Genomic DNA, 22825 nt, shown 5'->3' on the forward strand with positions numbered 1-22825 from the left:
CGCGGTCAGCCCTCGTCCGGGCCACCGTTCTCCTCTTCAGCCGCCGACGCCTCGGCACCGGCCTCACCCTTGCCGCCCGTACCGCCTGCGGCACCGGGCTGCGGCTCGGCGACCCCGACCCGTGCGGGACGGATGGTCCGCTCGCCGATTCGGTACCCGGGCTGGAGGATCTGCACGCACGTCGTCTCCGTGACATCCGGAGAGTAGGAGTGCATCAGCGCCTCGTGGACCGTCGGATCGAAGGGCTCGCCCTCCTTGCCGAACTGCATCAGCCCCATCTTGGCCGCGACCATCTCCAGCGACTCGGCGACCGACTTGAAGCCGCCCACCAGCTCGCCGTGGTCCCGGGCCCGGCCGATGTCGTCGAGCACCGGCAGCAGCTCGGTGAGCAGGTTCGCGACGGCGATCTCCTTGACCGCCGCGCGGTCCCGCTCGACCCGGCGGCGGTAGTTCTGGAACTCCGCCTGGAGCCGCTGCAGATCCTGGGTGCGCTCGTTGAGCGCCGTCCGTACGGCCTCCAGCTCGCCGCCCTGTCCGCCTTCGGCGGCCTCGCCCTGCTCCGGGCCGGCGCCTTCCGCTTCCTGCGTCTCCTGGGTGCTCACTTCGGCCTCACTGCGCTGCGCTTCCCCGGCCGGCGCCCCGGGCGCCGCCTCCTGCTCGGAGGCGGCGGCCCGGTCGGCATCGGTCAGCTCACCGGCGTCGGCGGGAACGTCAGGCTCCTTGCCGAAGCCCGCGGTCTCCTCCGTCACGCCGCACCGTCCTTCGGCTTCTGGTCCTCGTCGACGATCTCGGCGTCCACGACGTCGTCGTCTCCGGCGGCACCGCCCTCGGGCTTGCCCGCGCCCGCCGCACCGGCACCGGCCTCGGCACCGGCCTCGGCACCGCCCTGGGCCTGCTGGGCCTCGGCGTAGAGGGCCTGGCCCAGCTTCTGGCTGGTGGCCGCGACCTTCTCGGAGGCCTCGCGGATCGCCGCGGTGTCGTCGCCCTTGAGCTTCTCCTTCAAGTCCTCGAGGGAGGTCTCGACCTCCGACTTGGTGTCGGCCGGGACCTTCTCCTCGTTGTCCTTGAGGAACTTCTCCGTGGTGTAGACCAGCTGCTCGGCCTGGTTCCGCGTCTCGGCGGCCTCACGGCGCTTGTGGTCCTCCTCGGCGTACTGCTCCGCCTCGCGCATCATGCGCTCGATGTCTTCCTTCGGAAGGCTGGAGCCGCCGGTGACCTGCATCTTCTGTTCCTTGCCGGTGCCCAGGTCCTTGGCGGAGACATGCATGATGCCGTTGGCGTCGATGTCGAAGGTGACCTCGATCTGCGGCACGTTGCGCGGGGCCGGGGGCAGACCGGTCAGCTCGAACATGCCGAGCTTCTTGTTGTACGCCGCGATCTCCCGCTCACCCTGGAAGACCTGGATCTGCACCGAGGGCTGGTTGTCCTCGGCCGTGGTGAAGGTCTCCGAGCGCTTGGTCGGGATCGTGGTGTTGCGCTCGATCAGCTTGGTCATGATGCCGCCCTTGGTCTCGATACCCAGGGACAGCGGAGTGACGTCCAGCAGCAGGACGTCCTTGACCTCACCCTTGAGCACACCCGCCTGCAGCGACGCACCGATGGCCACGACCTCGTCCGGGTTCACACCCTTGTTGGCGTCCTTGCCGCCGGTCAGCTCCTTGACCAGCTCGGCGACGGCCGGCATCCGGGTGGAGCCACCGACGAGCACCACGTGGTCGATCTCGCTGAGCTGGATGCCCGCGTCCTTGATCACGTTGTGGAACGGCGTCTTGCAGCGCTCCAGCAGGTCCTGCGTCAGCTGCTGGAACTGCGCGCGGGTCAGCTTCTCGTCGAGGTGCAGCGGGCCCTCGGCGGAGGCGGTGATGTACGGCAGGTTGATCGTCGTCTCGGTGGACGAGGACAGCTCGATCTTGGCCTTCTCCGCCGCCTCACGGAGGCGCTGGAGAGCCATCTTGTCCTTGGCCAGGTCCACGCCGTGGCCGGACTGGAACTGCTTGACCAGGTAGTCGACGACCCGCTGGTCCCAGTCGTCACCACCGAGGTGGTTGTCACCGTTGGTCGCCTTGACCTCGACGACACCGTCGCCGATCTCCAGCAGCGAGACGTCGAAGGTACCGCCACCGAGGTCGAAGACCAGGATGGTCTGGTCCTCCTTCTCCAGCCCGTAGGCGAGGGCCGCGGCGGTCGGCTCGTTGACGATCCGCAGCACGTTCAGGCCCGCGATCTCGCCGGCCTCCTTGGTGGCCTGCCGCTCGGCGTCGTTGAAGTAGGCCGGCACGGTGATGACCGCGTCGGCGACCTTCTCGCCCAGGTACGACTCGGCGTCCCGCTTCAGCTTCTGCAGCACGAACGCGCTGATCTGCTGCGGGTTGAATTCCTTGTCGTCGATACCGATCTTCCAGTCGGTACCCATGTGCCGCTTGACCGACCGGATGGTCCGGTCGACGTTGGTGACCGCCTGGCGCTTGGCCACCTCGCCGACGAGGACTTCGCCGTTCTTCGCGAAGGCCACGACGGACGGCGTGGTCCTGGCGCCCTCGGCGTTGGTGATGACGGTGGGCTCACCGCCTTCGAGAACACTGACGACGGAGTTCGTCGTACCCAGGTCGATGCCGACCGCACGAGCCATTTCGGGTTCCTCCAGCTTGGTCTTGAGTGAAGCTGACTCAAGAGTGCACGACCGGGGAAATTGCGTCAAGAAGACTGAGTCAGGGGGACTCAAGGTGTGTGATTACAGTACGCGCATGGACGCCTGCGGCCGCTCAGGGAGCCCACCGCCACGGGGGCGACGCAAATCACCGGGGCGCGCGGTACAGCCGACCGCGACAAGTGGGTAGTCTCGTACGGACTGGATAAGTTACTGCTTAGTAAACGCCGCCTCCGTGCTCCGAGGAGCCGCTATGCAACTCGCCGCGATCGTCGTCACGCTGCTGCTCACCGCGGTCGGCGTTGCGCTGTTCGCCCGCGCCATCGCGCAGATCTACCGCTTCGTCAAACTGGGACAGCCACTCCCGGCCGGCACGCGGAAGGACAGCCCGAAGCAGCGAACGGCCACCCTGGTCAAGGAGTTCCTCGGGCATACGAAGATGAACAAGTGGGGCGTCGTCGGCGTCGCCCACTGGTTCGTGGCGATCGGCTTCCTCACCCTGCCCCCGACGATCGTCAACGCCTACGGCCAGCTCTTCCAGGCCGACTGGACGCTGCCGGTCGTCGGCGGCTGGCTGCCGTACGAGATGTACATCGAGTTCATCGGCCTCGCCACCACCGTCGGCATCGCCGTCCTCATGGTGATCCGGCTGCTGAGCCTGCCCTCCCGAGCGGGACGCAAGTCCCGCTTCGCCGGCTCCAAGGCATGGCAGGGCTACTTCGTCGAATACATCATCTTCATCATCGGCCTCGCCATCCTGATGCTGCGCGGCCTCGAAGGCGCGCTCCACCACGTGGACAGCTACGACCCGGCCTACTTCGTCTCGTACCCGCTGGTCGCGGCATACAACGGGCTGGACGTCAGCACGCTGCAGAACCTCGTCTACTTCTGGGCGCTGATCAAGCTGGGCACCACCATGATCTGGATGATCACGGTCGGCCTGAACACCAACATGGGTGTGGCCTGGCACCGCTTCCTGGCCTTCTTCAACATCTGGTTCAAGCGGGACGCCAAGGGCGGTGCCGCGCTGGGCGAGCTCCAGCCGATGATGTCCGGCGGCAAGGTCATCGACTTCGAGACGGCCCTCGACGACGCCGACGGTGAGGACGCAGAGGAGGTCCGCTTCGGCGCCTCCCAGGTCGAGGACTTCTCCTGGAAGGGCATCCTCGACTTCTCCACCTGCACCGAGTGCGGTCGCTGCCAGTCGCAGTGCCCCGCCTGGAACACCGGCAAGCCGCTGTCGCCGAAGCTGCTGATCATGTCGCTGCGCGACCACGCCCACGCCAAGGCGCCGTATCTGCTGGCCGGCGGCGGCAAGACCATGGAGGGCGAGGAGAAGGCCACCGAGGAGCAGCTGAAGGACGTTCCGCAGAGCGCGCTGGACGAGGCCGAGCGCCCGCTGGTCGGCACCGCCGAGGACGGGCCGAACGGGCTGGGCGGCGTCATCGACCCGGACGTGCTGTGGTCCTGCACCACCTGCGGCGCCTGTGTGGAGCAGTGCCCCGTCGACATCGAGCACGTCGACCACATCGTCGACATGCGCCGCTACCAGGTCATGATCGAGAGCGCGTTCCCCTCCGAGGCCGGGACGATGCTCAAGAACCTGGAGAAGAAGGGCAACCCCTGGGGCCTGGCCAAGAAGCAGCGGCTGGAGTGGACCAAGGAGCTGCAGAAGGAGGCCGGCTTCGAGGTGCCCGTCGTCGGCAAGACGATCGAGGACCTCACCGAGGTCGAGTACCTGTACTGGGTCGGCTGCGCGGGCGCCCTGGAGGACCGCGCCAAGAAGACCACCAAGGCCTTCGCGGAGCTGCTGCACATCGCGGGCGTCAACTTCGCCATCATGGGCGGCGACGAGAAGTGCACCGGCGACTCGGCCCGCCGACTGGGCAACGAGTTCCTCTTCCAGCAGCTGGGCGAGGAGAACGTCGGCACGCTCAACGCGGCGTTCGGCGAGGACGACGACGATCCCGGGACGAAGAAGCCGAAGTCCGCGAAGAAGATCGTCGCGACCTGCCCGCACTGCTTCAACACGCTCGCCAACGAGTACCCGCAGCTGGGCGGCCACTACGAGGTCATCCACCACACCCAGCTGCTGCAGCACCTCATCGACGAGGGCAAGCTGGTGCCGGTCACCCCGGTCGAGGGGCTGATCACCTACCACGACCCGTGCTACCTGGGCCGCCACAACAAGGTCTATACGCCGCCGCGCGAGATCATCGGCCGGGTGCCCGGACTGCGGAACGAGGAGATGCACCGGCACAAGGAGCGCGGCTTCTGCTGCGGCGCCGGCGGTGCCCGCATGTGGATGGAGGAGCGCATCGGCAAGCGGATCAACAACGAGCGCGTCGACGAGGCGCTGTCGCTCGACCCGGACATCGTCTCGACGGCCTGCCCGTTCTGCCTCGTCATGCTGACCGACTCGGTCAACGGCAAGAAGGCCGCTGCCGAAGGTGACTCCGCCACCGGTACCAAGCCGAAGGAGAACCTGCAGGTCGTGGACGTGGCCCAGCTGCTGCTGGACTCCGTGAAGACGCCCGGCGAGCCGCCGGCCTCGGACGGCGAGACGGAGAAGGACCCGGAGCCGGAACCCGACCCGGAACCGGAGCCACAGCCCGCGAAGTAGCCACGGCCCCGGGCCCGGCCGCAGGGGCGGGCCCGGCCCGCGCTTCCCGGCCGTGGTCCGGAGGGGTGGTTCTCGGTCTGTCCGGTCCAAGGCTTCCGGTGGCTTGATCCGAGTGCATTCCAGCTTTCACGATGGCCGGTCCCGTGTGCACGGGGCCGGCCATTGCGCGTTTTCCGGCAAGTCGTGGTCAAATGCGATCAGTTAAAGCACCACACGAGCCAAACCGTGGTCGCGGTATACCCATTGCAGCGTGCCGGGCCTAGCCTCCTAACCGCGCTCACGCACGCGGAGCGGAGCGGCTGGAAAGGCGAGGAGGAGCACCAGGTGGCGGACCGTGAGGCCCCGGGTCCTACGGCCCAGGACGGACCGGCCGAAAGCGACCGGCCCCCGGGCCCCGAGCCGAGTGCGGCCACCCGGCCCCGGCTCACCGGGCGGCCCCCTTCCACCCTCCGGTCCCGGCCCACCCTCCGGCCCCGGCACGCCATCCGGTCCCGGCCCGCCGTCCGGCCCCGGCACGCCATCCGGTCCCGGCCCGCCGTCCGGAACCGGCCCACCGTCCGGGAGGGCGTCCCATGCTGACCCCCGAGCTGTTGTGCCGCCTCCGCTTCACCCTCCGCGACCTGCCCAGACTGCGCGCCGAGGTCGAGGCGCGGGCCGCCTCGGCCGGGTTGAACGAGCCGCGCAGGGGCGAGTTCGTCGTCGCGGTCGACGCCGTGGCCACCAACGCCGTCGAGCACGCGGGCGGCGGCGGCCAGCTGGTGCTGCGGCACCTCGGCGACGAGCTGGAGTGCCAGGTCGCCGACTCCGGCCCCGGCTTCACCGAGGACGTCATCCCCGAACTGCTGCCCGGCCTGGACGGTGCGACCAGCGGGCGCGGCCTGTGGCTGGCCAAGCTGGTGACCGACCGGCTCACCGTCGCCGACGCGGCCGGCCAGGGCTCCGTCGTCACCTTCGCCGTCCGCCTCCGGGGGGAGTGAGCCCTCCTCCTCGGTAAGGTCCCGGCAGTACCGCCTCCACCCGAGGTGGGGGCCGCGCCATCGGTTTCCCCTAGGGGATGTCACAGGTCAGCAGCGATGTCCGGCCATCTCAGCCGGCTGTGGCGCGCCGGGGCCGCGGAACACGGTACGTTCGATCGCGTGGCTGGTTTCAGGAGCGGACGCGGCCGGGACTCCCGGGGCGCGCAGCAGCATGGGCAGTACCCTCAGCACCCGTCGGGTCCGCCGTACCCGCAGCCGGGCCCCGGAGCGGGCCCCGGCCCGTGGCAGGGCGGCGGTCCCGTGCAGGGCGGCGGTCCGGGGCACGGCGAACCGGAGTACTTCGGTGACCCGCAGCCGCGCTACGGGGCACCGCAGGGACCGGCACCGCACGGCGGACAGCCCGGCGCCCCGCAGGGCTGGCACGGGCAGGACCCGTACGCCAACAACCCGGGCCACACCCAGTCGTTCAGCATCCACGATCCGTACGGCCCCGAGGGCGGCCCCGGTCCGTACGGGCCCGACGGCGGGCCCGGCCCGCAGGACGGCTACGGGTACACCGACGGCGCCATGTACCACGCGGGCGACGCGCCCGCCCCGCCGTCCGGTCCCCGGCTGCACTGGAAGCAGCTGCTGAGCGGCGTCGTCCTGCGGCCGAACGCCACGTTCTGGCAGATGCGGGACTACGCGGTGTGGGGCCCCGCGCTGATCGTCGCGTTCATCTACGGGCTGCTCGCGGTCTTCGGCCTCGACCAGGCCCGCGAGGACGTCCTCAACACGACGCTCTCCCAGGCCGTCCCGTACGTACTGATCACCGGCGTCGCCGTGGTGATCGCCGGACTGATCATGGGCGCCGTCACCCACACCCTGGCCCGCCAATTCGGCGGCAACGGCTCCTGGCAGCCCACGGTCGGGCTCGCCATGCTGATCATGTCCCTGACGGACGCGCCGCGGTTGGTGTTCGCCCTCTTCCTGGGCGGGACCGCGCCGCTGGTGCAGATCATCGGGTGGGCGACCTGGGTGCTCGCCGGCGTCCTGTTCACCTCGATGGTCAGCCGCTCCCACGACCTGCCCTGGCAGAAGGCGCTGGGCGCCTCCGCCATCCAACTGCTGGCCCTGCTCTTCCTGATCAAACTGGGCACGCTGTAGGCGACCGGCTCACCGAGTGACCGGCTCAGCCGGTGGGCCGAGTCACCGGCCCAACCAGTGGGCCGAGTGACCGGGGCGGCCCAGGGCCGCCCCGGCGTAATCCGACTCCTCAGCCGACGAACCGCTGCGCCGCCGACCCGTCGCACGCGGCGAGCTTCGCCCGTGCCTCGGCGCCGGGCAGCGTCACGCACAACCCCGTGTCCGAGGCCGGCCGAATGGTCGACCCGTCGCGTACGAACTGCTGCGCCGCGGCCCCGGAGCAGTTGCCGAGCTCCAGCCCGGCACCGCCCTTGACGCCGCCCTCGCTCTGTACGCACCTGTCGTGCGTCTGCCCCGCGTAGAGGGCCTTGCCCGCCGCGTCGTACCACCACTGCTGGTTGCGCTTGTCCGCCCCGCAGGCCCAGCCCCGCACATCGGTGCCGACGGCGCTGGCGGCACCGTCCGCGTCCAGGCAGCTGCCGGTGCCCGCGTTGCGCAGTGGCTTGAAGACGTCGTCCCAGGCGAGCTGGTAGAGCCTCGGCTGCCCGGCACCGACGGGGTCCGCACAGGAGGCTTCCCGTACGCCCTGCTGCCCGGCCTGGTACATCTTGGTGAAGCATGTGGCGAACGCGCCGTGGCCTCGCTCGTTCGGGTGGAAGGACTGCCGTACGGAGTTGGAGTCGGGCGGGAACGGATTGCTGAGGTCCACATACAGCCCGCGCGCCCAGGTGTTCTCCATGCACACCTCGTGACCGTGGAAGAGGCGGGAAGCGTCCAGATAGCTGACGCCGGTACGCGCTGCGGCCTGCCGGATGCCCTTCTCGAACTTCGACACCGCCGTGTTGCGGCCCCACGCGGCGTCACTGGTGTAACCGACACAGCCGCCGATGAGCTTGCCGGGGAACTTGGGGTTGTCCTTGATGTCGGGGCCGATGGGACTGGGGTAGGCCATCAGGACGAGCTGGTAGTCGCCGTCGGCGTAACCGGCGTCCCGCATCACCGTCCTGAGGTCGCCCACGGTGCGCTCCACCTTGGGCACGAGCCCGTCGATACGGGCCTGCCAGCCGGGGTCGTACTTCGGCTCGCACGGTCCCTGGAACGTCAGATAGCGGGTGACGCAGTCGGTCATCACCGGCCCGAACTGCAGATCGTCGTTGGCCCCGACGACGAGCATGATCTGCTTCAACCGCGTGTTGCGCGCCTTGATGGCGAGGCTGTCGCTCTGCACCAGTTCGTCGGCGTACTGCTTGGTGCCGCCGATCCGGATGTTCTCGGTGCTCGCGCCGGAGCAGGCGACGTTGTACGTCACATCCGCGGCGACACCCGTACGGTGGACAGCCGCATCGGGCGACCTGTGGCACCAGTTGTCCGGACCGTCGGTGCCCGGCTCGTACGTGCCGACGCCCTCGCCGGAGATCTCACTGTCACCGAGCGAGATGAGACTCGTCCTGCGGTCGGCCATGGGCCGCACATCGGGGCTGCCGTAGAGCTTGCGGGCCTCCTCGGCCCGGATCTTCTCCAGCTCGGGCGACAGCGGCGTACTCACACTGCCGCCCGCCCTCGCCCCGGCCTTCGTCTCGGCCCCGCTCCCGGGCACGGCCGCCGCCGCACCCGCACCCCCACACACCATGAGCAGAGCTGCCGCGAGCGCTGTCGCGGATCTCGTACGCGCCGTACGCGTACGCGCCATACGCGCCATCAGGTGGTCTCCCTACGGCCGGCAACGGTTGTTACCAGCGGTACCTACCCGCAGGTACCGGAGAAGGGAACCACCCGTGCGGGGATCGGACGGCGAACGCCGCCCCACGCTCAAACCTCGACACCCCTGCCACGCCACCGCGTTGACGCTCCCGGCCCCGCTCGCGGACCGGACCCGTACCGCTCCGGGACCACCCGGAGACCCCCCTCAGGCGTCGAGAACCTGACCCTCACGGCAGACAACAGGCCGCTCGACGGACCAAGCTGACTTGACTATATGAGGGTAGTAGTCTGAACCCTGCTATCGAGGCAGGGGAGGCCGAACGTGGCGCGCAAGGTGGGGATCTATACCCGCATCTCGCGAGATGACGAGGGTGACGCGCTTGGCGTTGCTCGTCAGCAGAAGGACTGTGAACGCCTGTCCGATCTCCGAGCATGGCAAGCCGTGAAGGTCTACGAGGACAACGACGTATCCGCCTTCAAGCGCAACGTGGTACGCGACGACTTCGAACTGATGTTGAAGGATCTGCGCGCCGGCTTGATCGATGGCATCGTGGCCTACGACCTCGACAGGCTTGCCCGGCAGCCTCGCGACCTCGAACGACTCATCGAGATCTTTGACGAGCGGCCCCGCTTGGAGTTCGCCACCGTCACCAATGACATCAATCTCGGCACCCCGGACGGCCGGACCATGGCCCGCATCATGGTCGCGTTCGCCAACAAGTCGTCCCACGACTCCTCACGCCGCATCAGGCGCAAGCACCTCGAACTAGCCCAGCAAGGCAGGGACAGCGGCGGACCCGCACCCTACGGATGGCGTAAGGACGATCGCACCAAGGTCGACCCCGATGCTGCGGCAGCCATCCGAGAAGCCCAACGCGAGATCCTCGCCGGCGTCCGCATCGGCACCATTCGAACCAGGTGGCAGGAACAAGGTCTCGGCAACCCCCGCGCGGGAACGAAACGAATGGCCCACCACCACGTCGAACACATCCTGACAAGCCCGCGATTGGTCGGCTACCGGACCTATCACGGCGAGATCCTGTACGGGGAAAACGGCCAGCCCGTTCGCGGCGACTGGGAAACCATCAACACCGTCGAAGAGTGGGAAGCAGTCTGCGCAGCCGTAGCCGAACGCAAGCAGAAACGGCCCGGCAAGTTCCTCGCGCGCAAATACCTACTCTCGGGCATCGCTCGGTGCGGCCTCTGCAAGAACAAGATCCGTGGTCAGAACAATCCCCGTTGGGAACCAGGCTCCAGGGCCGCCAAGTACACGTACCAGTGTTCCGGGGTGAACGGCGGTTGCGGCAAGGTCAGCCGTACCGGCGAGCCATTTGACAAGCTGATCGCTCAGCTCGTTCTGGAAGAGCAACGCGAGCGAGCGGCGGTCACGAGCGTGCCGATCGAGCGACGCTGGCCACGCGATGCGGAGTTGGAAGAGATCGAGCAGGACATGGCCCAGCTCGTCGAGGCGGAGCGATCGAAACAGATCTCGGTGGCCACTCTCTTGCAGCTCTTGCCTGGCAAGGAACGGGCACGCGACGAGCTGAAACTGGAGAGAGCCCGCTTCTACAAGGAGCAGAAGCAGGCAGAGGCCAAGGAGAACGCTTCCGACCTGTCATTGGACGAGTTCTTCGCCCTCCCGATCGAACGGCAACAGGAGATCGTCTTGCACAGCCTGTCCGCCGTCATCATCCATCCCGCCGGGAGAGGCCGAAGGAAGTTCGACCCCAGCCTGATCGAACCCGTGTGGCACTGAGGTTCAGGCCCGGCCCTGCAGCACGAGCGCACGTCGTACCCACTCTTCATCCCGCTCAGGGGCGCGACGAAGATGCATGCGCAGCCACTCTTCAGTGGTCATCACCTTCGACTCAGACGAGGCTTTCCGAGACTTCGAAGCAGTTGCCTTACTCATCGGATGCGCCTCCTGACAGCTCTTGACGTGCGGTTTCGCGTTGCTCAGCCAGGTCCCGGGCGATGGATTGAGCGAGCCAGGATTCGCCGGGGGTGTGGCCGTGGCCGGCGTAGGTCCAGTGCGCGAGCGTGAGTGTGGTTGTCTCTTCGGTCGCGTCGTCGGGGTCGGGCAGGCCGAGGGCTTCGCGTTGCTGGGCTGCGCGGTAGTCGGCTCGGGTCTGGCGAAGGGCGCCGAGGGTGGTGGAGTAGCGGCGGCTCTTGGTGGAGAAGTGGCCGCGGAAGCCGAGCATGTGTGCCCAGTCGCGTAGGCGGCGGTCGGGGTAGGCCGGGTGCAGGTCGAGGCATGCGGCGATCAGCCGGGCGGGGTGCTCGGGGATGTCGAGCAGGGCAAGGGCTTCTTTGTTGCCGATGCGGCGATCAACGGTTCCGGTTGTCTCAGCGGCTTTGGTGGCGTACTTGGCCACGTAGGAGGCAACAGCCGCTTCGGTGAGGTCTTCGCCGTTGCCGAACGCGCCGATGGGTTGGATGTCGAGCTGTTCACCCCAGCGCAGGGACCAGCCGGGGCAGCCGTGTTCCTCGTTGGGGTCGACGGTGACCACGACCCGGCCGGCGGCAGCCCGGATCGCTGCTTCGAGGAGCGCGAGGGTGGCCCAGTGCGGGGGCGGGGAGTCGGGGCCGGCCGGTCCGTCGAGGCGGATGACCGCATGGAAGTGCACGGCCCCGCGCTTCTGGTACTCGGCGACCTTGCCGAAGGAGACGCGGCACTGTTCCCGAGCCGCCTTTTGCGTGAGGCCCGCCCGTTTCGCGATCTCGCGGCGGAGGTAGATCGTGAAGCGCTGCCACAGCTCGGAGGCATGGTTGTTCCACAGCACCGCACCCGCGTAGTCGTAGGTGTACGGGTTCAGCGGTGTGCCCAGGGCCGGGTCGGTTTCGGCGTGCCGGGTGCCGCAGCGGCAGGGGCGGTTACCGGGCCGGTTGTGGACCGGACCGAACGACGGAGCCGTGAGCGTGGTGAACACCCGTGGGTGGTCCCGCACGGTCTCCGGGGTGCCTTTGGCGGGGTCGCCGGTCAGTCCGGCGCGGATGAGGTGGAAGGTGTCGCCGGCGTAGGTCCAGGCGCAGGCCGGGCAGCGGGAGGCGCGGCGGTTGCCGCAGGCGATGCGCAGCCGGCCGCCGGGTTCGTTGTCGGTGCTGTAGGAGTGGAGGACTTCGCCGGTTGTGCGGTCGCGGAGGACGGTGGAGCCGGTCAGGTGGATGGGGTCGGAGCAGCCGCCGGTGCGGCGGATCTGGTCTTGGATGCGGTCGAAGCCGGGGGACCCGGCCAGCCTCAGCAGGTCACTGAGGGTGGTCGGGTCCAGGCCCGCCATGGTGGCGGTGTCGGTCACTTGTCGCCCTCCCGCACGGTGTGGCCGTCGATCCAGTCCTCGGCACAGACCTTGTGGACGGGCTTGCCGCGGTCGGAGCGCAGTGGGGTGGGCTTGTGGCAGATCACGCAGGGCTTGTCACCGGTGTGATCGAAGTGCTCGGGCGAGCGCCAGTCCAAGGCCACGGCGATCACCTCCCGGAGCGGGCGGCGGCCGGGACGATGGAGCGGGCGCCGGCACCCTCGCAGGCGCGGCAGGTGACCGCGGTCGTGCGGCGAGTGCCGTCCGGGTAGCGGGTGCCGGTGTCGATGGCCACGACGGGGAAGCCGTCGCAGTCCCGGCAGCGTCGGACGCGGGCAGGGGTGGGCTGGGTCATGATGGGTGGTGTCCTTTCGGATCAGTGGGTTCGGAAGGGTGTGAGGCGTCCGGGGCGGCGGATACTTGGCGGTTGAGGCCGCCCCGGAGGCCGTATTACTTGCGGTAGCGCCGGGCCCCCTTCGAGCGGGGGAGGCTCTTGGCGCGTCGGCGAGAGGATCGGGCGGTGAGCTGCCGTCCCTTGGTTTTGCTGGCGCGGTTGAGGCTGTAGCTCAGGCCGCAGGTTGCGGACAGCACGGCGACGATGGACGCGGCGATGATCTGCACCACGAACGCGACCACGAGCAGCACCACGACCGCGCCGACAGTGATGGTCAGCGCCAGCAGGATCGGGCCGCGGTAGTTGCGGGGGGCTTCCTGCACGATGACGACCTTCCGGGCGTCGGTGCCGGGCGGCATCTGCCGGTAAAGCTCGGTGGGGATGTGTCCGGCACGGAGCTGTTCGTCGGGCAGGTGCATGACAGGTCGCCTCCTTTTAGGGGGTGCAGCGGTGGGTGCGGGCCGCCAGTTCGGCGGCCGGGCGGTCGTTGTAGTCGGCGGAGAAGCCGCAGCCGGGGGCGGTGCAGGCAGCGGTGTGCTTGGTGCGGCCCCGGCCGTCGTTGTAGGAGCCGACCTGTACCGGGCCGATGCGGCGCACGTCGTAGAAGCGGTTCGGGCGAGCCATGGCGGAACCTCCTTTCGAGGTCAGGCGAGTTGGGTTGCGATGGCGTTGGCGAGCGGTTCGGGGACACCGAGTTGGGTGCGCAGGGTGGCGGTGTCGATGTCGGAGCCGGTGCGCTCGCGGTACTGAGTCGCGAGGGTGCGAGCGTGGTCAATCAGCGCCGGCGGAACACCCGGCGACGGCGCGGAGGTCGGGGCGGGAGCGGTTGCCGGTTCCAGCTCGGGTGTCTCCTCCGGCGCCGGCTCGGGGAGGGAGACCGCAGGCGCCGGCTCGGGTTCGACCGAGGGGGTGTTCTCCGGCTCCGGCGATGCAGGCTCGGGAGCCGGGTCGGGTGCGGTGTGCTGGGGAGCGGCGGTGTGGACGAGCAGGGTGCCGCCCAGGAACGCGAGTGCAGGCCAGCCGGCGACCAGGATGCGTAGCCACGCGGGCACCGCATCGAGGTCGAGGAGTCCGGCCGTGGCGATGTTGGCACCGAGCGAGGCGACCAGCGCGACGAGGAACCAGCACCAGGCCGCAGCTTTGTCACCACCGGCCCGAAGCCGGCGCCAGGCCGCCACGAGCAGCAGATCGACCGAGACGGGATAGGCCCACGCCTTCCACCCGTCCTGACCAGCAGCGGCGGCAAGGTCGTGCAGGTGAGCGAAGGAGAGCGCACCAGCGATCACGGCTTGCACGAGTACGGCGTCCGGACGGATCGAGCGGAACATCTCTTCACCTCCTTCCAGATGAGCCGGGGCGAACCGGTGTTGTCGGTGATCCGCCCCGGGGCGGTGATTCACTGGGCTTCGCCGCTGCCCCAGCACTCGGTGCACAAGGCGGACTGCTTGTCCTCGGTGACGCGGTTCTTGCGGGCGCCGACGCGGACGGTCTCGCGGATCTCTCCGGCGCCCTTGCAGTCGGGGCACTCCTTCGCCCGGCGGCTGGTGGGCGGTTTGCGTGTGGGCATGGCGGGTCCTTCCGGTTTTCGGCATGAACGAGGTAGGGACCTGGCGCGAAGACGGTCGCGCCGACCGTGGAGCGGGAGCGGGGAGCTAGGGCCGGAAGGGCTTGAGGAAGGCCGGTTCCGGGGTGAGGTCGGCGAACTCGCGGCAGACCGCGACCGCTTCCCCTGTGCTCATCTCGGGGGTGCGGATGAGGGACCAGCCACCGGAGGTGTCGCCGGCCACGGCCACCCCGGGACGGTCCGGCGCGATCCTGGTGACAGCCTGAAGGGCGTCCGGGGCGATGTCCTTGAGCCCCATCTCAGCGGTCTGGAGATCGTTGACGCGGTGAACCACACGGCCGGTGAGCTGTGCGCGGAGCATGGTTGCGCCCTTGCCCAGCTCGGAGCCGAACCGCTGCCCGCACGCCTCCAGATAGATGCCGACCGCGCGGGCCATCTGCGCCAGCCGTACCAGGTGCTGAACCATCCGATCCCGGCGTTCCTCATCCTTCCTCGCCGAGACCAAGAACAGCTCAGCCACCTCATCGATCAGCACCACCAGCGGCACCGGCCGCACCGACTCAGGCAACTCCCACAGATCGGAGACGCCATGCGCGCTCAGCAGGTCGAACCGTTCTTCCATCTCTGCGACCAGCACCTCCAGCAGTTCCGAAGCGATCTGCGGAGTGGTCGCCAGCGCAGAGAGACGCGGCGCGTACCGGGTCTGCTCGACACCGCGTTTGCAGTCGATGCCCACCAGTCCGACCGGGAGCCGAGCCAGACCGGCTATCAGGTTGCGCTGATACACCGACTTGCCCGACTGGTTCGCACCCAGCGTCAGCGCGTGCGGCACCTGCCGGTAGTCGCGGTAGAAGACCGTGCCGTCCTCCCGCAGCGCGACCGGAACCACCATCGGCCCCGACGCCTTCAACCGGCGGGGCATCCGGACCCGGGCCAGCACGTCATAACCCGTCATCCGCAGCTCGACCACACCCGGACGAGCCTCCACCACGTTGACCGAGCGGACACCCCACGCATGCCGCAGCCGCTCAGAGGCCGCCGCCACATCAGCCGGCTCCAGACCGGCCGGAAGCCGCAGCGAGACCCGCAACCCGGTCGAGGTCGGCGACACCCGCCGCACCTTCGCGGGCACCGGACGAACCTCCCGACGCGCCATGTTCCGGGTGACGAACGCCCGCAGCCCCGACGGCTGCACCGTCAGCCCGCACACCTCCATCGTGGACCGGTAGGTGAGGGAGAAGCGGCCCCAGGTGACCGGAAGCCCGACCACCGACCAGTACACGCGCGGGGCACGGACCTTCGCGTAGCCGAGCCCACCAACGCCGGCAGCCAGCGAAGCCACCTCGGTGACCGTCACCAGATCGGACATGCTCAGGCCCCGGCGGTGATCGCGACCGCGCGGAAGGCGATGCCGTGCCGCTTCTGCCCGTTGAACTCGTTCTCCCAGTCCCGAGCCTTCAACCCGACAACGGAGACCGGCGTACCCGGCACAAGCCCCTCCGGGACACCCGTCTCCGGAACGGTCACCTGGTAGAGGTTCCCCTCCCCCTCATCCGAGACCAGCAGGCCCACCGTCGACAGGCCGGCTCCGGTCTCCCGGTCCACCGCCCGCTCACCGGTCTTCTTGTTCGCCATCTTCGGCTCCGGCGCAGTCGCTACGAACACCGTGGCGGACGAAAGGTCGATCTTGAACGAAGGCATGGATGTCCCCTCTCACACGAGGTTGCCCCTTGTGAGCAACCTCTCTAGAGATGACTCCATGGAAGCGCACCTCTCTAGAGACGTCAAGGGCTTCTCTAGAGATGAAACAGGTGAGTCACAGGAGGCCGGCTCGAATGCCGGAACGAAGAACGATCCCCTAGGCTGTCTAGAGAGGAGAGGAGGGATCAGCATGGCCACCCAGGGCAACGGACGTCAGCCGAAGTATCAGCGCATCGCTGACACTCTGCGGGAAGCGATCCAAGCTGGCGAGTACGGCCCAGGCGATCGACTACCAGGAGAGAACGACCTCATGGCCACGCACGACGTGGCTCGCATGACAGCGCGGCAAGCGCTTGGCGCATTGCAGAACGAGGGGCTAGCTGAGTCGCGCAAGGGGGCCGGCGTCTTCGTTCGTGACTTCAAGCCGCTCAGGCGGCGAGGCATCCAGCGGCTATCGCGCGATCAGTGGGGCTCAGGTCGCTCCATCTGGTCGGCGGACACCGAAGGGCGCACCTTGGTCGTAGATCAAGTGGACGTCTCCGAGGTGGAAGCACCGGAGCGCATCGCAAAGGTGTTCGAAAGTGAGACCGGCGCGCCGGTATGCGTGCGTAGTCGCCGTTTCGTCTTGGACGGGAAGCCTGTACTTCTCTCGACTTCTTACCTTCCGGCCGATTTGGTGTCCGGATCGGCGATCACTCAGGAGGACACGGGCCCCGGCGGTACATACGCGCGTTTGGCCGAGCTGGGCTACAAGCCTGTGCATTTCCGCGAGGAGATCCGTTGCCGCATGCCTTCGCGAGACGAAGCCAGCGGATTGGATCTGTCGATGGGTACGCCTGTAATCATGATCTGCCGCACGGCATTCGCCGACGAAAACCACCCGGTTGAGGTGAACGAAATGATCCTCGACTCGGCTTCCTATGTTCTGGAGTACGATTTCGACGCGTAGTTGCGCACCGCTACGCCCATGTCGCCTGCCGCCGTGCCACTTGATAGATGTGCTGGACCATCTCAGGTGGCAGCACGGGGCTCATCCCTGACAAGAGACTCACTATCTTGGCAGCCTCCACGACGAGGACAGGGGGCGCTGCGTTTTTCACGGAGAGTTTGGCAGCATCCACGATGCAGATGATTGGTCGAACTGGAACCGGCAAAGTGCAATGCCGACCGAGAGTCTTTCCCGTGCGCTGCGCCTCATGCTGACTGATAGCAATATGCCGAGTGGGGGCGCGATTCACAGTGATGGCACGGTCTCCGTACCAAACCGTCTTACCCTTGTGGCGCTTAGAGTTGACGGTAAATACACCAGCCGGACCGATAACCAGGTGATCTATGTCTGATCCGCTTGGCCATTGGATCGCATGCAAGACCTGCCAGCCCCGAGGACGTAACCTGTTCAACTGACGACCCGTGCCCCGTTCCCCCTTCAAGCCATCCGCCCAGGAGCGGATCTCAGATCCGGGGTAGAGCCGCGCGAGCGTGCGTTTCACCCTGTTGGGTTGTAGCTCCATAAGTTTCCTGCGCACGGCTGCACCAGGCTCGTTCGATGCCAGATCGCTCACTGCCACCCTCCGTCGTGTGTTCCTCCACAGGTAGGGCAGCATGCACCCGCCATGGCGACAAGACCGCCTAGGACAACTGGGACGCCAGTAGGGCCTGTTAGAACTTTCCCTACTTCATCAAGGCTCGCTGCGCTCGCGGGTGGTGGGGAGGGGAGGGGGGTCCCTTCGGGCTCTTCCCGGGGCGGGAGCCTGGCGGCGGTAGGACGCCGACGAGGGCGGTAGCCGGCCAGGACCGACCGAGCGCGCTACGCCCATGAGGCCCCGATCGGTGGCACGGGTAGGCGCGGGAGGGCTTCGCCCTTCCTAGGCGGTGGGGCTTCCCGGTTCGCGGCCAGGGGTGGGGGCTCTTGCCCTTCGGGCATCCGGCGCCGGCGAACCAATCGGCTCTTCCAGCCGCCGCTACGGGCTACACCACGCAGGCCCGTACAACGGGCCCGCGCGGAGCTCGGGGCTCGGGGCTCCGCTCCTGCCTCCGGCCCGCGCCGCCCCGGCCCCGGCCCCGCGCCACCCAGAGGGAGCCACGAGATAGCCCGCTACACGCTTCGGCACGCCTTGAAAGCATCGCGCCGGACCGCGCGCTGAGACCCACCCTCATGCCGCAACACCGACACCCCAACACGAGCGCACAGCCCCACGAGCAACCCTCAGCCCAACGAGGCACCAGGACACCGGCGGCAAGGTTCGAAGGGGACGGGGCGCCCGCGGGCGAACCGCCGGGGCGCGCAGGAAGTGAAGGGACAGGGAGGGGGAAGGGTGGGCAAGACAGCCATAGGCCGTGGCCCGCAAGGAAAAAAGCATGCCTCCGGCGGGGGCGCTCAGGCTCCGAGAGGGAAGGGGGCAGCGCGTGCGTCTGCGGGTGCATCGTGGCTGAGGTGGGGAGGGCTTCCCTCCCGCCTGCCGACGACCCAGGCAAAGCCGAGCGGACGCGGCCCAGGGCGTCAAGGTCGTTCGTACAGTAGCGCGCTCCACCTTGACGCCCTGGACCACGCCCACTCCACATACGTGTGGGTCGACGGCAGACGGGAGGGAAGCCCAGGGGCGGGTATGGGCTAAGGAAGTCTGAAAGGTGCAGGTCAGAGCGCTTCCTTGTTCTCCTTGGGCGCCTCTCCCGACCTATGCACCGGAGGCAAGACACTCCAGGGGAAGTTGATCCACCGGTCGGTCCGCTTCCAGACGTAGTCGCACTTCACCAGCGAGTGCGACTTCTCGTAGACCACCGCGCTACGCGCCTCGGCCACATGCTCGGCGCAGAAGTCCTGCACCAGTTTCAGCGTCTTCCCGGTGTCGGCGACATCGTCGGCGATGAGCACCTTCTTACGGCTCAGGTCGACGACGTTGGGCACGGGAGGAAGCATCACCGGCATGGCGAGGGTCTCCCCCACGCCGGTGTAGAACTCCACGTTCATCACATGCAGGTTCTTCACGTCGAGCGCGTAGCCGAGCCCGCCCGCCACGAAGAGGCCGCCCCGGGCGATCGAGAGGATGATGTCCGGCTCGTATCCGTCGTCGGCCACCCGCTGCGCCAGCTCCCGGATGGCCTGCCCGAAGAGGCTGTACGTCAGATTCTCGCGCTCGTCACTCACGTCACTCACGTCACTCACTGGCAGCCCTCTTCGCTCTCTCTCATCTTTCTCTCCCGCCGCCCTCTCGTCCTCTCTCGCGCCGCTCAGCAGCTCAGCGGCTCAGTGGCTCAGACGTGGGTGCGGTGGAAGTTCTGATACGAACGGGACGGCGTGGGCCCGCGCTGGTTCTGGTAGCGGGAGCCGTACTGCGCCGACCCGTACGGAAACTCAGCGGGGGATGTCAGCCGGAACATGCACAGCTGGCCGATCTTCATACCGGGCCACAGCTTCATGGGCAGCGTCGCGACGTTCGACAGTTCGAGAGTCACATGCCCGGAGAAACCCGGGTCGATGAAGCCGGCGGTCGAATGCGTCAGCAATCCCAGCCGCCCCAGCGAACTCTTCCCCTCCAGCCGCGAGGCCACATCCTCCGGCAGCGAGACCACCTCGTACGTGGACGCCAGCACGAACTCCCCGGGGTGCAGGATGAACGGATCGTCGCCCTCGGCCTCGATCAGCCGCGTCAGATCCGCCTGCTCCACGGCGGGGTCGATGTGCGGGTACCGGTGGTTCTCGAACACCCGGAAATACCGGTCCAGCCGTACATCAATACTGGAGGGCTGCACCATGGCCGGATCGTAGGGATCGATCCGCACCCGACCGGCATCGATCTCGGCCCGGATGTCCTTGTCTGAGAGAAGCACGGGCCGAGACTACGCGCACGAAGCGGGGCCGGCCCAATCGGACCGGCCCCGCACGATGAGGACTCCACGAAGGGACGCCCGGCGGATACGCCCGCTCACTCCCCGTCGATCAGCCCTTCCGCTGCCGCCCCACAGGCACCGCCTGCCGCAGCCTGCCGCACCGGGGACAGCGCAACAGCCGCCCTGGCCCGATCCGGGAGGATCCGAGCTGCTGCATCGGGAACGTCGAGGTGCTGAACACGTGCCCCTCGGCACACCGGACGACGGTGGTTTCCATCGCTTCCCTCTCCCCAGTCACGTGGATGCGTGGACGACAAAAGCCACGTTAGGGGATGAGTCAGACGCCCCGACGCCCGGCACTCCGCCCCCACCGTACGCCCCCCAACTCGCTTGCCCGCCACCCCTGAACGCCCCCGGAAACAGCAAAAAGACCCAGGCCATATGCGGCCAGGGTCTCCCATGAGGTAGAGTGTCCGACGACGAGCCACCCCATACTCGGCTCCTCGCGGGCGTAGTTTAATGGTAGAACATGAGCTTCCCAAGCTCAGAGCGCGGGTTCGATTCCCGTCGCCCGCTCCACGACGAAGACCCAGGTCAGCGACCTGGGTCTTGTTTGTTGTCGAGGGCGGTTACGTGTCCCGTGCCCGTTGCGTGCCCGATGGCGGTGCCGCCTTGTTCCCGTCGGTGCGTGCCCGACGAGCCTGTACGTAGGCGTCGATGCCGTCGGCCACCTCGCGCTGCCGGTCGTCGTTCGAGTGCTGGTACCGCAGCGCCGCCTTCTCCGAGGACTGGCCGGCTCGGACCATCGTGTCCTTCAGGGTGGCGCCCGATCGCGTCGAGATCGTGTGGCCCGTGTGACGTAGATCGTAGAAGCGAAAGGTGGTCGGCAGGCCCACTCTCTCTCGCGCCTTCCGCCACTTCCGCCCGAAGGAGGACCGCCGGAACGGGGCGCCCTTCTCCCCCACGAACAACAGCCCATCGGGTTCCTTCTCGGCGAACAGCTCCAGGTGCAACCGCAGCTCCGGCTCCACGAACGCGGGCAGCGCGATGAACCGCTTGCCTGCCGCCGACTTCGTGTCGCCAGGAGCGCGGCGGCCGGTGCACAGCTCCGGCTCGGCCGTACGAATCCAGACGCCGACGCGGACCAGGTCCACATCCGGCCGCCGCAGCGCCGCTTGTTCCTCCGGCCGGGCAGGCCCGTACGCCTGGATGTAGACCATCAGCCGCCAGCGGGGGCCCACGGCGTCAGCGAGGGCGTCCACCTGGTCCACCGTCGCCACGGGACGCTCGTCCGCCATCTCTTTGCCCGCTCCCCGGATACGGCAGGGATTGCGACGCAGCAGCTCGTCATCCACCGCCGTCTCGAAGATGGACTTCAGCAGACGGTAGGACTTGGCAACGGTCGTCGGCCCCGTCTCCTTGAGCCGTTCGGTACGCCAGGTGCGGACGTGCGGAGGCGTGACGCTGTCCAGGTCCACCTCTCCGAAGGTCGGCAGGATGTGCAGGCGCAGGAGGCGGCGGTACAGCTCATCCGTGGTCGCCGACAGCCCGCGCTCCGCCACCCACTGAAGCGCGTACTCCTCGAAGTTGACCGCGCCCGCGTCAGGGTCCCGCCATTCACCGCGCCGCAGCTCGGTCTGCTGCTCGGCCAGCCAGTCGTCCGCGTCCCGTCTGCTCTCGAAGGTGACAGGAGCCGGGCGGTCCATGCCGTCCGGGCCGAGGTACCGCGCCTGAAACCGGCCGGAGGGCAGCTTGCGGATACGCCCGAAGCTCCGCTTCTTCTTCGCCATTACGCAGCCCTCCCGTAGCGGGAGCGTGTGCGGTGGCGCGGCTGGACTGTGCGCGCCTCGATGTAGGCGGTCAGTGCGCTTTCGGGGATGCGGACGTGCCGGCCGACCTTGACGAAGGTGATCCGGCGCTCGGCGATGAGACGGCGCGGGAAGCGGGGTGTGGTGCCGAGGACTTCGGCGACCTGGTCGACGCTGAGGTACCGGTCCGTCATCGGGCGCCGTCTCCTTCCGAGGTGTGGGTGTTGGGGGTGTCCGCGAGGGAGGCGGATAGCCATTCCTCGGTTGGGGTGAGTCCGGTTCCGGCGTAGGCCCAGTGGGCGAGGACGAGGGTTGTCGTCTCGTCTGCGTCGTCCACAGGGTGTGGGTTGTCTCCGCGTGCGATGGCCGCTTGGAGGCGTTGCCACTCAGCGCGGGCATTGCGGAGCGCTCCGAGGGTGGTGGAGTAGCGGCGGGTTTTGGTGGAGAAGTGACCCCGGAAGCCGAGCATGTGGGCCCAGGCGCGCAGGCGGAGATGCGCGAGGTCTTTGCGAGCGCCGAGGGCCCAGGCAGTGCGGATGAGGCGTCCGGCGTGCGCGGGCAGGTCGAGGGCGGCCAGCTCGGCGATGAAGCGCAGACGGCGGTCGAGGGTGCCCGTTGCCGTCTCGGCGCCTTTGGTGGCGTACTTGGCGATGTAGGCGGCAACGGCGCGGTCGGTGAGTGCTTGGCCGCCGTCGAGGTCAGGGCCGTGGATGGTGCGGATGTCGAGCTGGCTGCCGAAGGCGAACGTGTGGGTGCGGCCGTCGAGAACGGGGCCAGGCACGACGGCGCGGGAGGCGGCGGCGCGGATGGCGTCGCCCAGCAGCTCGGCGGATGCCCAGTGCGGGGGTCGGGCCTCCCCGCCGGCTGGGCCGTCGAGGCGGATGACGGCATGGAAGTGAACCGCGCCGCGCTTCTGGTACTCGGCAACCTTCGCGAAGGAGATGCGGGCGCGTTCGGGGAGCTCCCGTTGGGTGAGTCCGGCGCGGCGTGCGATCTCTCGGCGGAGGTGGATGGAGAAGCGGCGCCACAGAGAGCCCGCGTGGGCGTTCCAGAGCACCGCGGATTCGTAGTCGTACCGCTCAGGGTCCAGCGGCGACCCGAGCGCCGGATCGTCGGCAGCGTGGCGACGGCCGCAGCGGCAGGCGCGGGTGCCGGGCCGGT

The 22825-nt window shown here is 68.3% G+C and carries 23 protein-coding genes and 1 tRNA gene; 6 read left to right on the forward strand and 18 right to left on the reverse strand.

Annotated elements, in window-relative coordinates:
* Nucleotides 1–5: 5 nt before the first annotated feature.
* Both grpE and dnaK read right to left on the reverse strand, forming a co-directional pair.
* Nucleotides 6–749 carry a nucleotide exchange factor GrpE gene (gene grpE, locus KBY19_RS11905; protein WP_099883017.1) on the reverse strand — a complete coding sequence of 248 codons (744 nt, stop codon included), beginning with the start codon at nucleotides 747–749 and terminating at the stop codon, nucleotides 6–8.
* Complete coding sequence (dnaK, locus tag KBY19_RS11910) at nucleotides 746–2629, reverse strand: molecular chaperone DnaK (RefSeq protein WP_099883016.1); 1884 nt, start codon at nucleotides 2627–2629, stop codon at nucleotides 746–748. Before dnaK ends, grpE begins: the two co-directional genes overlap by 4 nt.
* 271 nt (nucleotides 2630–2900) lie before the next feature.
* Between dnaK and KBY19_RS11915 the strand changes: the two genes are divergently transcribed.
* The 3 genes from KBY19_RS11915 (at nucleotide 2901) to KBY19_RS11925 (ending at nucleotide 7393) form a co-directional block, all read left to right on the forward strand.
* On the forward strand, nucleotides 2901–5270 hold the full coding sequence (locus KBY19_RS11915; RefSeq protein ID WP_185017672.1) for a (Fe-S)-binding protein: 2370 nt from the start codon (nucleotides 2901–2903) through the stop codon (nucleotides 5268–5270).
* Nucleotides 5271–5842: 572 nt separating this feature from the next.
* A complete protein-coding gene (locus tag KBY19_RS11920) occupies nucleotides 5843–6247 on the forward strand; it encodes an ATP-binding protein (RefSeq protein ID WP_099883014.1) in 405 nt (134 codons plus the stop codon).
* A gap of 159 nt (nucleotides 6248–6406) precedes the next feature.
* Nucleotides 6407–7393 carry a Yip1 family protein gene (locus tag KBY19_RS11925; RefSeq protein ID WP_099886658.1) on the forward strand — a complete coding sequence of 329 codons (987 nt, stop codon included), beginning with the start codon at nucleotides 6407–6409 and terminating at the stop codon, nucleotides 7391–7393.
* 109 nt (nucleotides 7394–7502) lie between these two features.
* On the opposite strand, the gene KBY19_RS11930 is transcribed toward KBY19_RS11925, so the two are convergent.
* Nucleotides 7503–9062 (reverse strand): GDSL-type esterase/lipase family protein, encoded by a 1560-nt coding sequence (locus tag KBY19_RS11930; protein ID WP_247690891.1) that lies wholly within the window; start codon nucleotides 9060–9062, stop codon nucleotides 7503–7505.
* A 333-nt stretch (nucleotides 9063–9395) separates the two neighbouring features.
* On the opposite strand from KBY19_RS11930, the gene KBY19_RS11935 reads away from it, so the two are divergent.
* On the forward strand, nucleotides 9396–10829 hold the full coding sequence (locus tag KBY19_RS11935) for a recombinase family protein (protein ID WP_210965723.1): 1434 nt from the start codon (nucleotides 9396–9398) through the stop codon (nucleotides 10827–10829).
* A 148-nt stretch (nucleotides 10830–10977) separates the two neighbouring features.
* On the opposite strand, the gene repSA is transcribed toward KBY19_RS11935, so the two are convergent.
* The 9 genes from repSA to KBY19_RS11980 all read right to left on the reverse strand — a co-directional run bounded on the left by repSA (nucleotide 10978) and on the right by KBY19_RS11980 (nucleotide 16028).
* Nucleotides 10978–12369, reverse strand: a complete 1392-nt coding sequence (repSA, locus tag KBY19_RS11940) for a replication initiator protein RepSA (RefSeq protein WP_307843495.1) — start codon at nucleotides 12367–12369, stop codon at nucleotides 10978–10980.
* Complete coding sequence (locus KBY19_RS11945; RefSeq protein ID WP_210965736.1) at nucleotides 12366–12533, reverse strand: hypothetical protein; 168 nt, start codon at nucleotides 12531–12533, stop codon at nucleotides 12366–12368. The genes repSA and KBY19_RS11945 overlap by 4 nt, the downstream gene beginning before the upstream one ends.
* Before the next feature lie 5 nt (nucleotides 12534–12538).
* The gene (locus KBY19_RS11950; protein ID WP_210965724.1) at nucleotides 12539–12724 is read right to left on the reverse strand and encodes a hypothetical protein; all 186 of its coding nucleotides are present in this window, start codon (nucleotides 12722–12724) and stop codon (nucleotides 12539–12541) included.
* Between the two features lie 95 nt (nucleotides 12725–12819).
* On the reverse strand, nucleotides 12820–13182 hold the full coding sequence (locus KBY19_RS11955; RefSeq protein ID WP_247690883.1) for a hypothetical protein: 363 nt from the start codon (nucleotides 13180–13182) through the stop codon (nucleotides 12820–12822).
* 16 nt (nucleotides 13183–13198) lie between these two features.
* A complete protein-coding gene (locus KBY19_RS11960) occupies nucleotides 13199–13387 on the reverse strand; it encodes a mobile element transfer protein (protein WP_210965725.1) in 189 nt (62 codons plus the stop codon).
* A gap of 20 nt (nucleotides 13388–13407) precedes the next feature.
* A complete protein-coding gene (locus tag KBY19_RS11965) occupies nucleotides 13408–14091 on the reverse strand; it encodes a DUF2637 domain-containing protein (RefSeq protein WP_210965726.1) in 684 nt (227 codons plus the stop codon).
* A gap of 68 nt (nucleotides 14092–14159) precedes the next feature.
* Complete coding sequence (locus tag KBY19_RS11970) at nucleotides 14160–14330, reverse strand: hypothetical protein (RefSeq protein WP_210965727.1); 171 nt, start codon at nucleotides 14328–14330, stop codon at nucleotides 14160–14162.
* 85 nt (nucleotides 14331–14415) lie between these two features.
* A complete protein-coding gene (locus KBY19_RS11975; RefSeq protein ID WP_210965728.1) occupies nucleotides 14416–15696 on the reverse strand; it encodes an FtsK/SpoIIIE domain-containing protein in 1281 nt (426 codons plus the stop codon).
* Between the two features lie 2 nt (nucleotides 15697–15698).
* Nucleotides 15699–16028: a hypothetical protein gene (locus KBY19_RS11980; RefSeq protein ID WP_209268238.1), complete on the reverse strand. Its 330-nt coding sequence runs from the start codon at nucleotides 16026–16028 to the stop codon at nucleotides 15699–15701.
* Nucleotides 16029–16218: 190 nt separating this feature from the next.
* Between KBY19_RS11980 and KBY19_RS11985 the strand changes: the two genes are divergently transcribed.
* Nucleotides 16219–16977 (forward strand): GntR family transcriptional regulator, encoded by a 759-nt coding sequence (locus tag KBY19_RS11985; RefSeq protein ID WP_210965729.1) that lies wholly within the window; start codon nucleotides 16219–16221, stop codon nucleotides 16975–16977.
* A 10-nt stretch (nucleotides 16978–16987) separates the two neighbouring features.
* Here the strand turns inward: KBY19_RS11985 and KBY19_RS11990 are convergent, their stop codons facing one another.
* The 3 genes from KBY19_RS11990 to dcd form a co-directional block, all read right to left on the reverse strand.
* Nucleotides 16988–17632 carry a nuclease-related domain-containing protein gene (locus tag KBY19_RS11990; RefSeq protein ID WP_307843496.1) on the reverse strand — a complete coding sequence of 215 codons (645 nt, stop codon included), beginning with the start codon at nucleotides 17630–17632 and terminating at the stop codon, nucleotides 16988–16990.
* Nucleotides 17633–18663: 1031 nt separating this feature from the next.
* Nucleotides 18664–19173: a phosphoribosyltransferase gene (locus KBY19_RS11995; protein WP_210965735.1), complete on the reverse strand. Its 510-nt coding sequence runs from the start codon at nucleotides 19171–19173 to the stop codon at nucleotides 18664–18666.
* A 107-nt stretch (nucleotides 19174–19280) separates the two neighbouring features.
* Nucleotides 19281–19856, reverse strand: a complete 576-nt coding sequence (gene dcd, locus KBY19_RS12000) for a dCTP deaminase (RefSeq protein WP_099883011.1) — start codon at nucleotides 19854–19856, stop codon at nucleotides 19281–19283.
* Nucleotides 19857–20361: 505 nt separating this feature from the next.
* Between dcd and KBY19_RS12005 the strand changes: the two genes are divergently transcribed.
* Nucleotides 20362–20435, forward strand: a tRNA-Gly gene (locus KBY19_RS12005).
* Nucleotides 20436–20485: 50 nt separating this feature from the next.
* Here KBY19_RS12005 and KBY19_RS12010 read toward each other — a convergent pair.
* The 3 genes from KBY19_RS12010 to KBY19_RS12020 all read right to left on the reverse strand — a co-directional run.
* On the reverse strand, nucleotides 20486–21646 hold the full coding sequence (locus KBY19_RS12010; RefSeq protein WP_069990541.1) for a tyrosine-type recombinase/integrase: 1161 nt from the start codon (nucleotides 21644–21646) through the stop codon (nucleotides 20486–20488).
* A complete protein-coding gene (locus KBY19_RS12015) occupies nucleotides 21646–21858 on the reverse strand; it encodes an excisionase family DNA-binding protein (RefSeq protein WP_069990542.1) in 213 nt (70 codons plus the stop codon). The genes KBY19_RS12010 and KBY19_RS12015 overlap by 1 nt, the downstream gene beginning before the upstream one ends.
* A partial coding sequence (locus KBY19_RS12020) for a replication initiator (RefSeq protein WP_210965730.1) occupies nucleotides 21855–22825 on the reverse strand: 971 nt, incomplete at its 5' end. The genes KBY19_RS12020 and KBY19_RS12015, both read right to left, overlap by 4 nt.

Origin of the sequence: Streptomyces sp. B15, from assembly GCF_018070605.1 — a bacterium.
GTDB lineage: Bacteria > Actinomycetota > Actinomycetes > Streptomycetales > Streptomycetaceae > Streptomyces > Streptomyces smyrnaeus.

Bases quoted from the DNA above. Each gene is read 5' to 3' on its own strand.
- dnaK (WP_099883016.1), bottom strand. From the start codon at position 2,629: ATGGCTCGTGCGGTCGGCATCGACCTGGGTACGACGAACTCCGTCGTC.
- KBY19_RS11915 (WP_185017672.1), top strand. From the start codon at position 2,901: ATGCAACTCGCCGCGATCGTCGTCACGCTGCTGCTCACCGCGGTCGGC.
- KBY19_RS11920 (WP_099883014.1), top strand. From the start codon at position 5,843: ATGCTGACCCCCGAGCTGTTGTGCCGCCTCCGCTTCACCCTCCGCGAC.
- KBY19_RS11930 (WP_247690891.1), bottom strand. From the start codon at position 9,062: ATGGCGCGTACGCGTACGGCGCGTACGAGATCCGCGACAGCGCTCGCG.
- KBY19_RS11950 (WP_210965724.1), bottom strand. From the start codon at position 12,724: ATGACCCAGCCCACCCCTGCCCGCGTCCGACGCTGCCGGGACTGCGAC.
- KBY19_RS11955 (WP_247690883.1), bottom strand. From the start codon at position 13,182: ATGCACCTGCCCGACGAACAGCTCCGTGCCGGACACATCCCCACCGAG.
- KBY19_RS11960 (WP_210965725.1), bottom strand. From the start codon at position 13,387: ATGGCTCGCCCGAACCGCTTCTACGACGTGCGCCGCATCGGCCCGGTA.
- KBY19_RS11965 (WP_210965726.1), bottom strand. From the start codon at position 14,091: ATGTTCCGCTCGATCCGTCCGGACGCCGTACTCGTGCAAGCCGTGATC.
- KBY19_RS11970 (WP_210965727.1), bottom strand. From the start codon at position 14,330: ATGCCCACACGCAAACCGCCCACCAGCCGCCGGGCGAAGGAGTGCCCC.
- KBY19_RS11975 (WP_210965728.1), bottom strand. From the start codon at position 15,696: ATGTCCGATCTGGTGACGGTCACCGAGGTGGCTTCGCTGGCTGCCGGC.
- KBY19_RS11980 (WP_209268238.1), bottom strand. From the start codon at position 16,028: ATGCCTTCGTTCAAGATCGACCTTTCGTCCGCCACGGTGTTCGTAGCG.
- KBY19_RS11985 (WP_210965729.1), top strand. From the start codon at position 16,219: ATGGCCACCCAGGGCAACGGACGTCAGCCGAAGTATCAGCGCATCGCT.
- KBY19_RS11990 (WP_307843496.1), bottom strand. From the start codon at position 17,632: ATGCTGCCCTACCTGTGGAGGAACACACGACGGAGGGTGGCAGTGAGC.
- KBY19_RS12010 (WP_069990541.1), bottom strand. From the start codon at position 21,646: ATGGCGAAGAAGAAGCGGAGCTTCGGGCGTATCCGCAAGCTGCCCTCC.
- KBY19_RS12015 (WP_069990542.1), bottom strand. From the start codon at position 21,858: ATGACGGACCGGTACCTCAGCGTCGACCAGGTCGCCGAAGTCCTCGGC.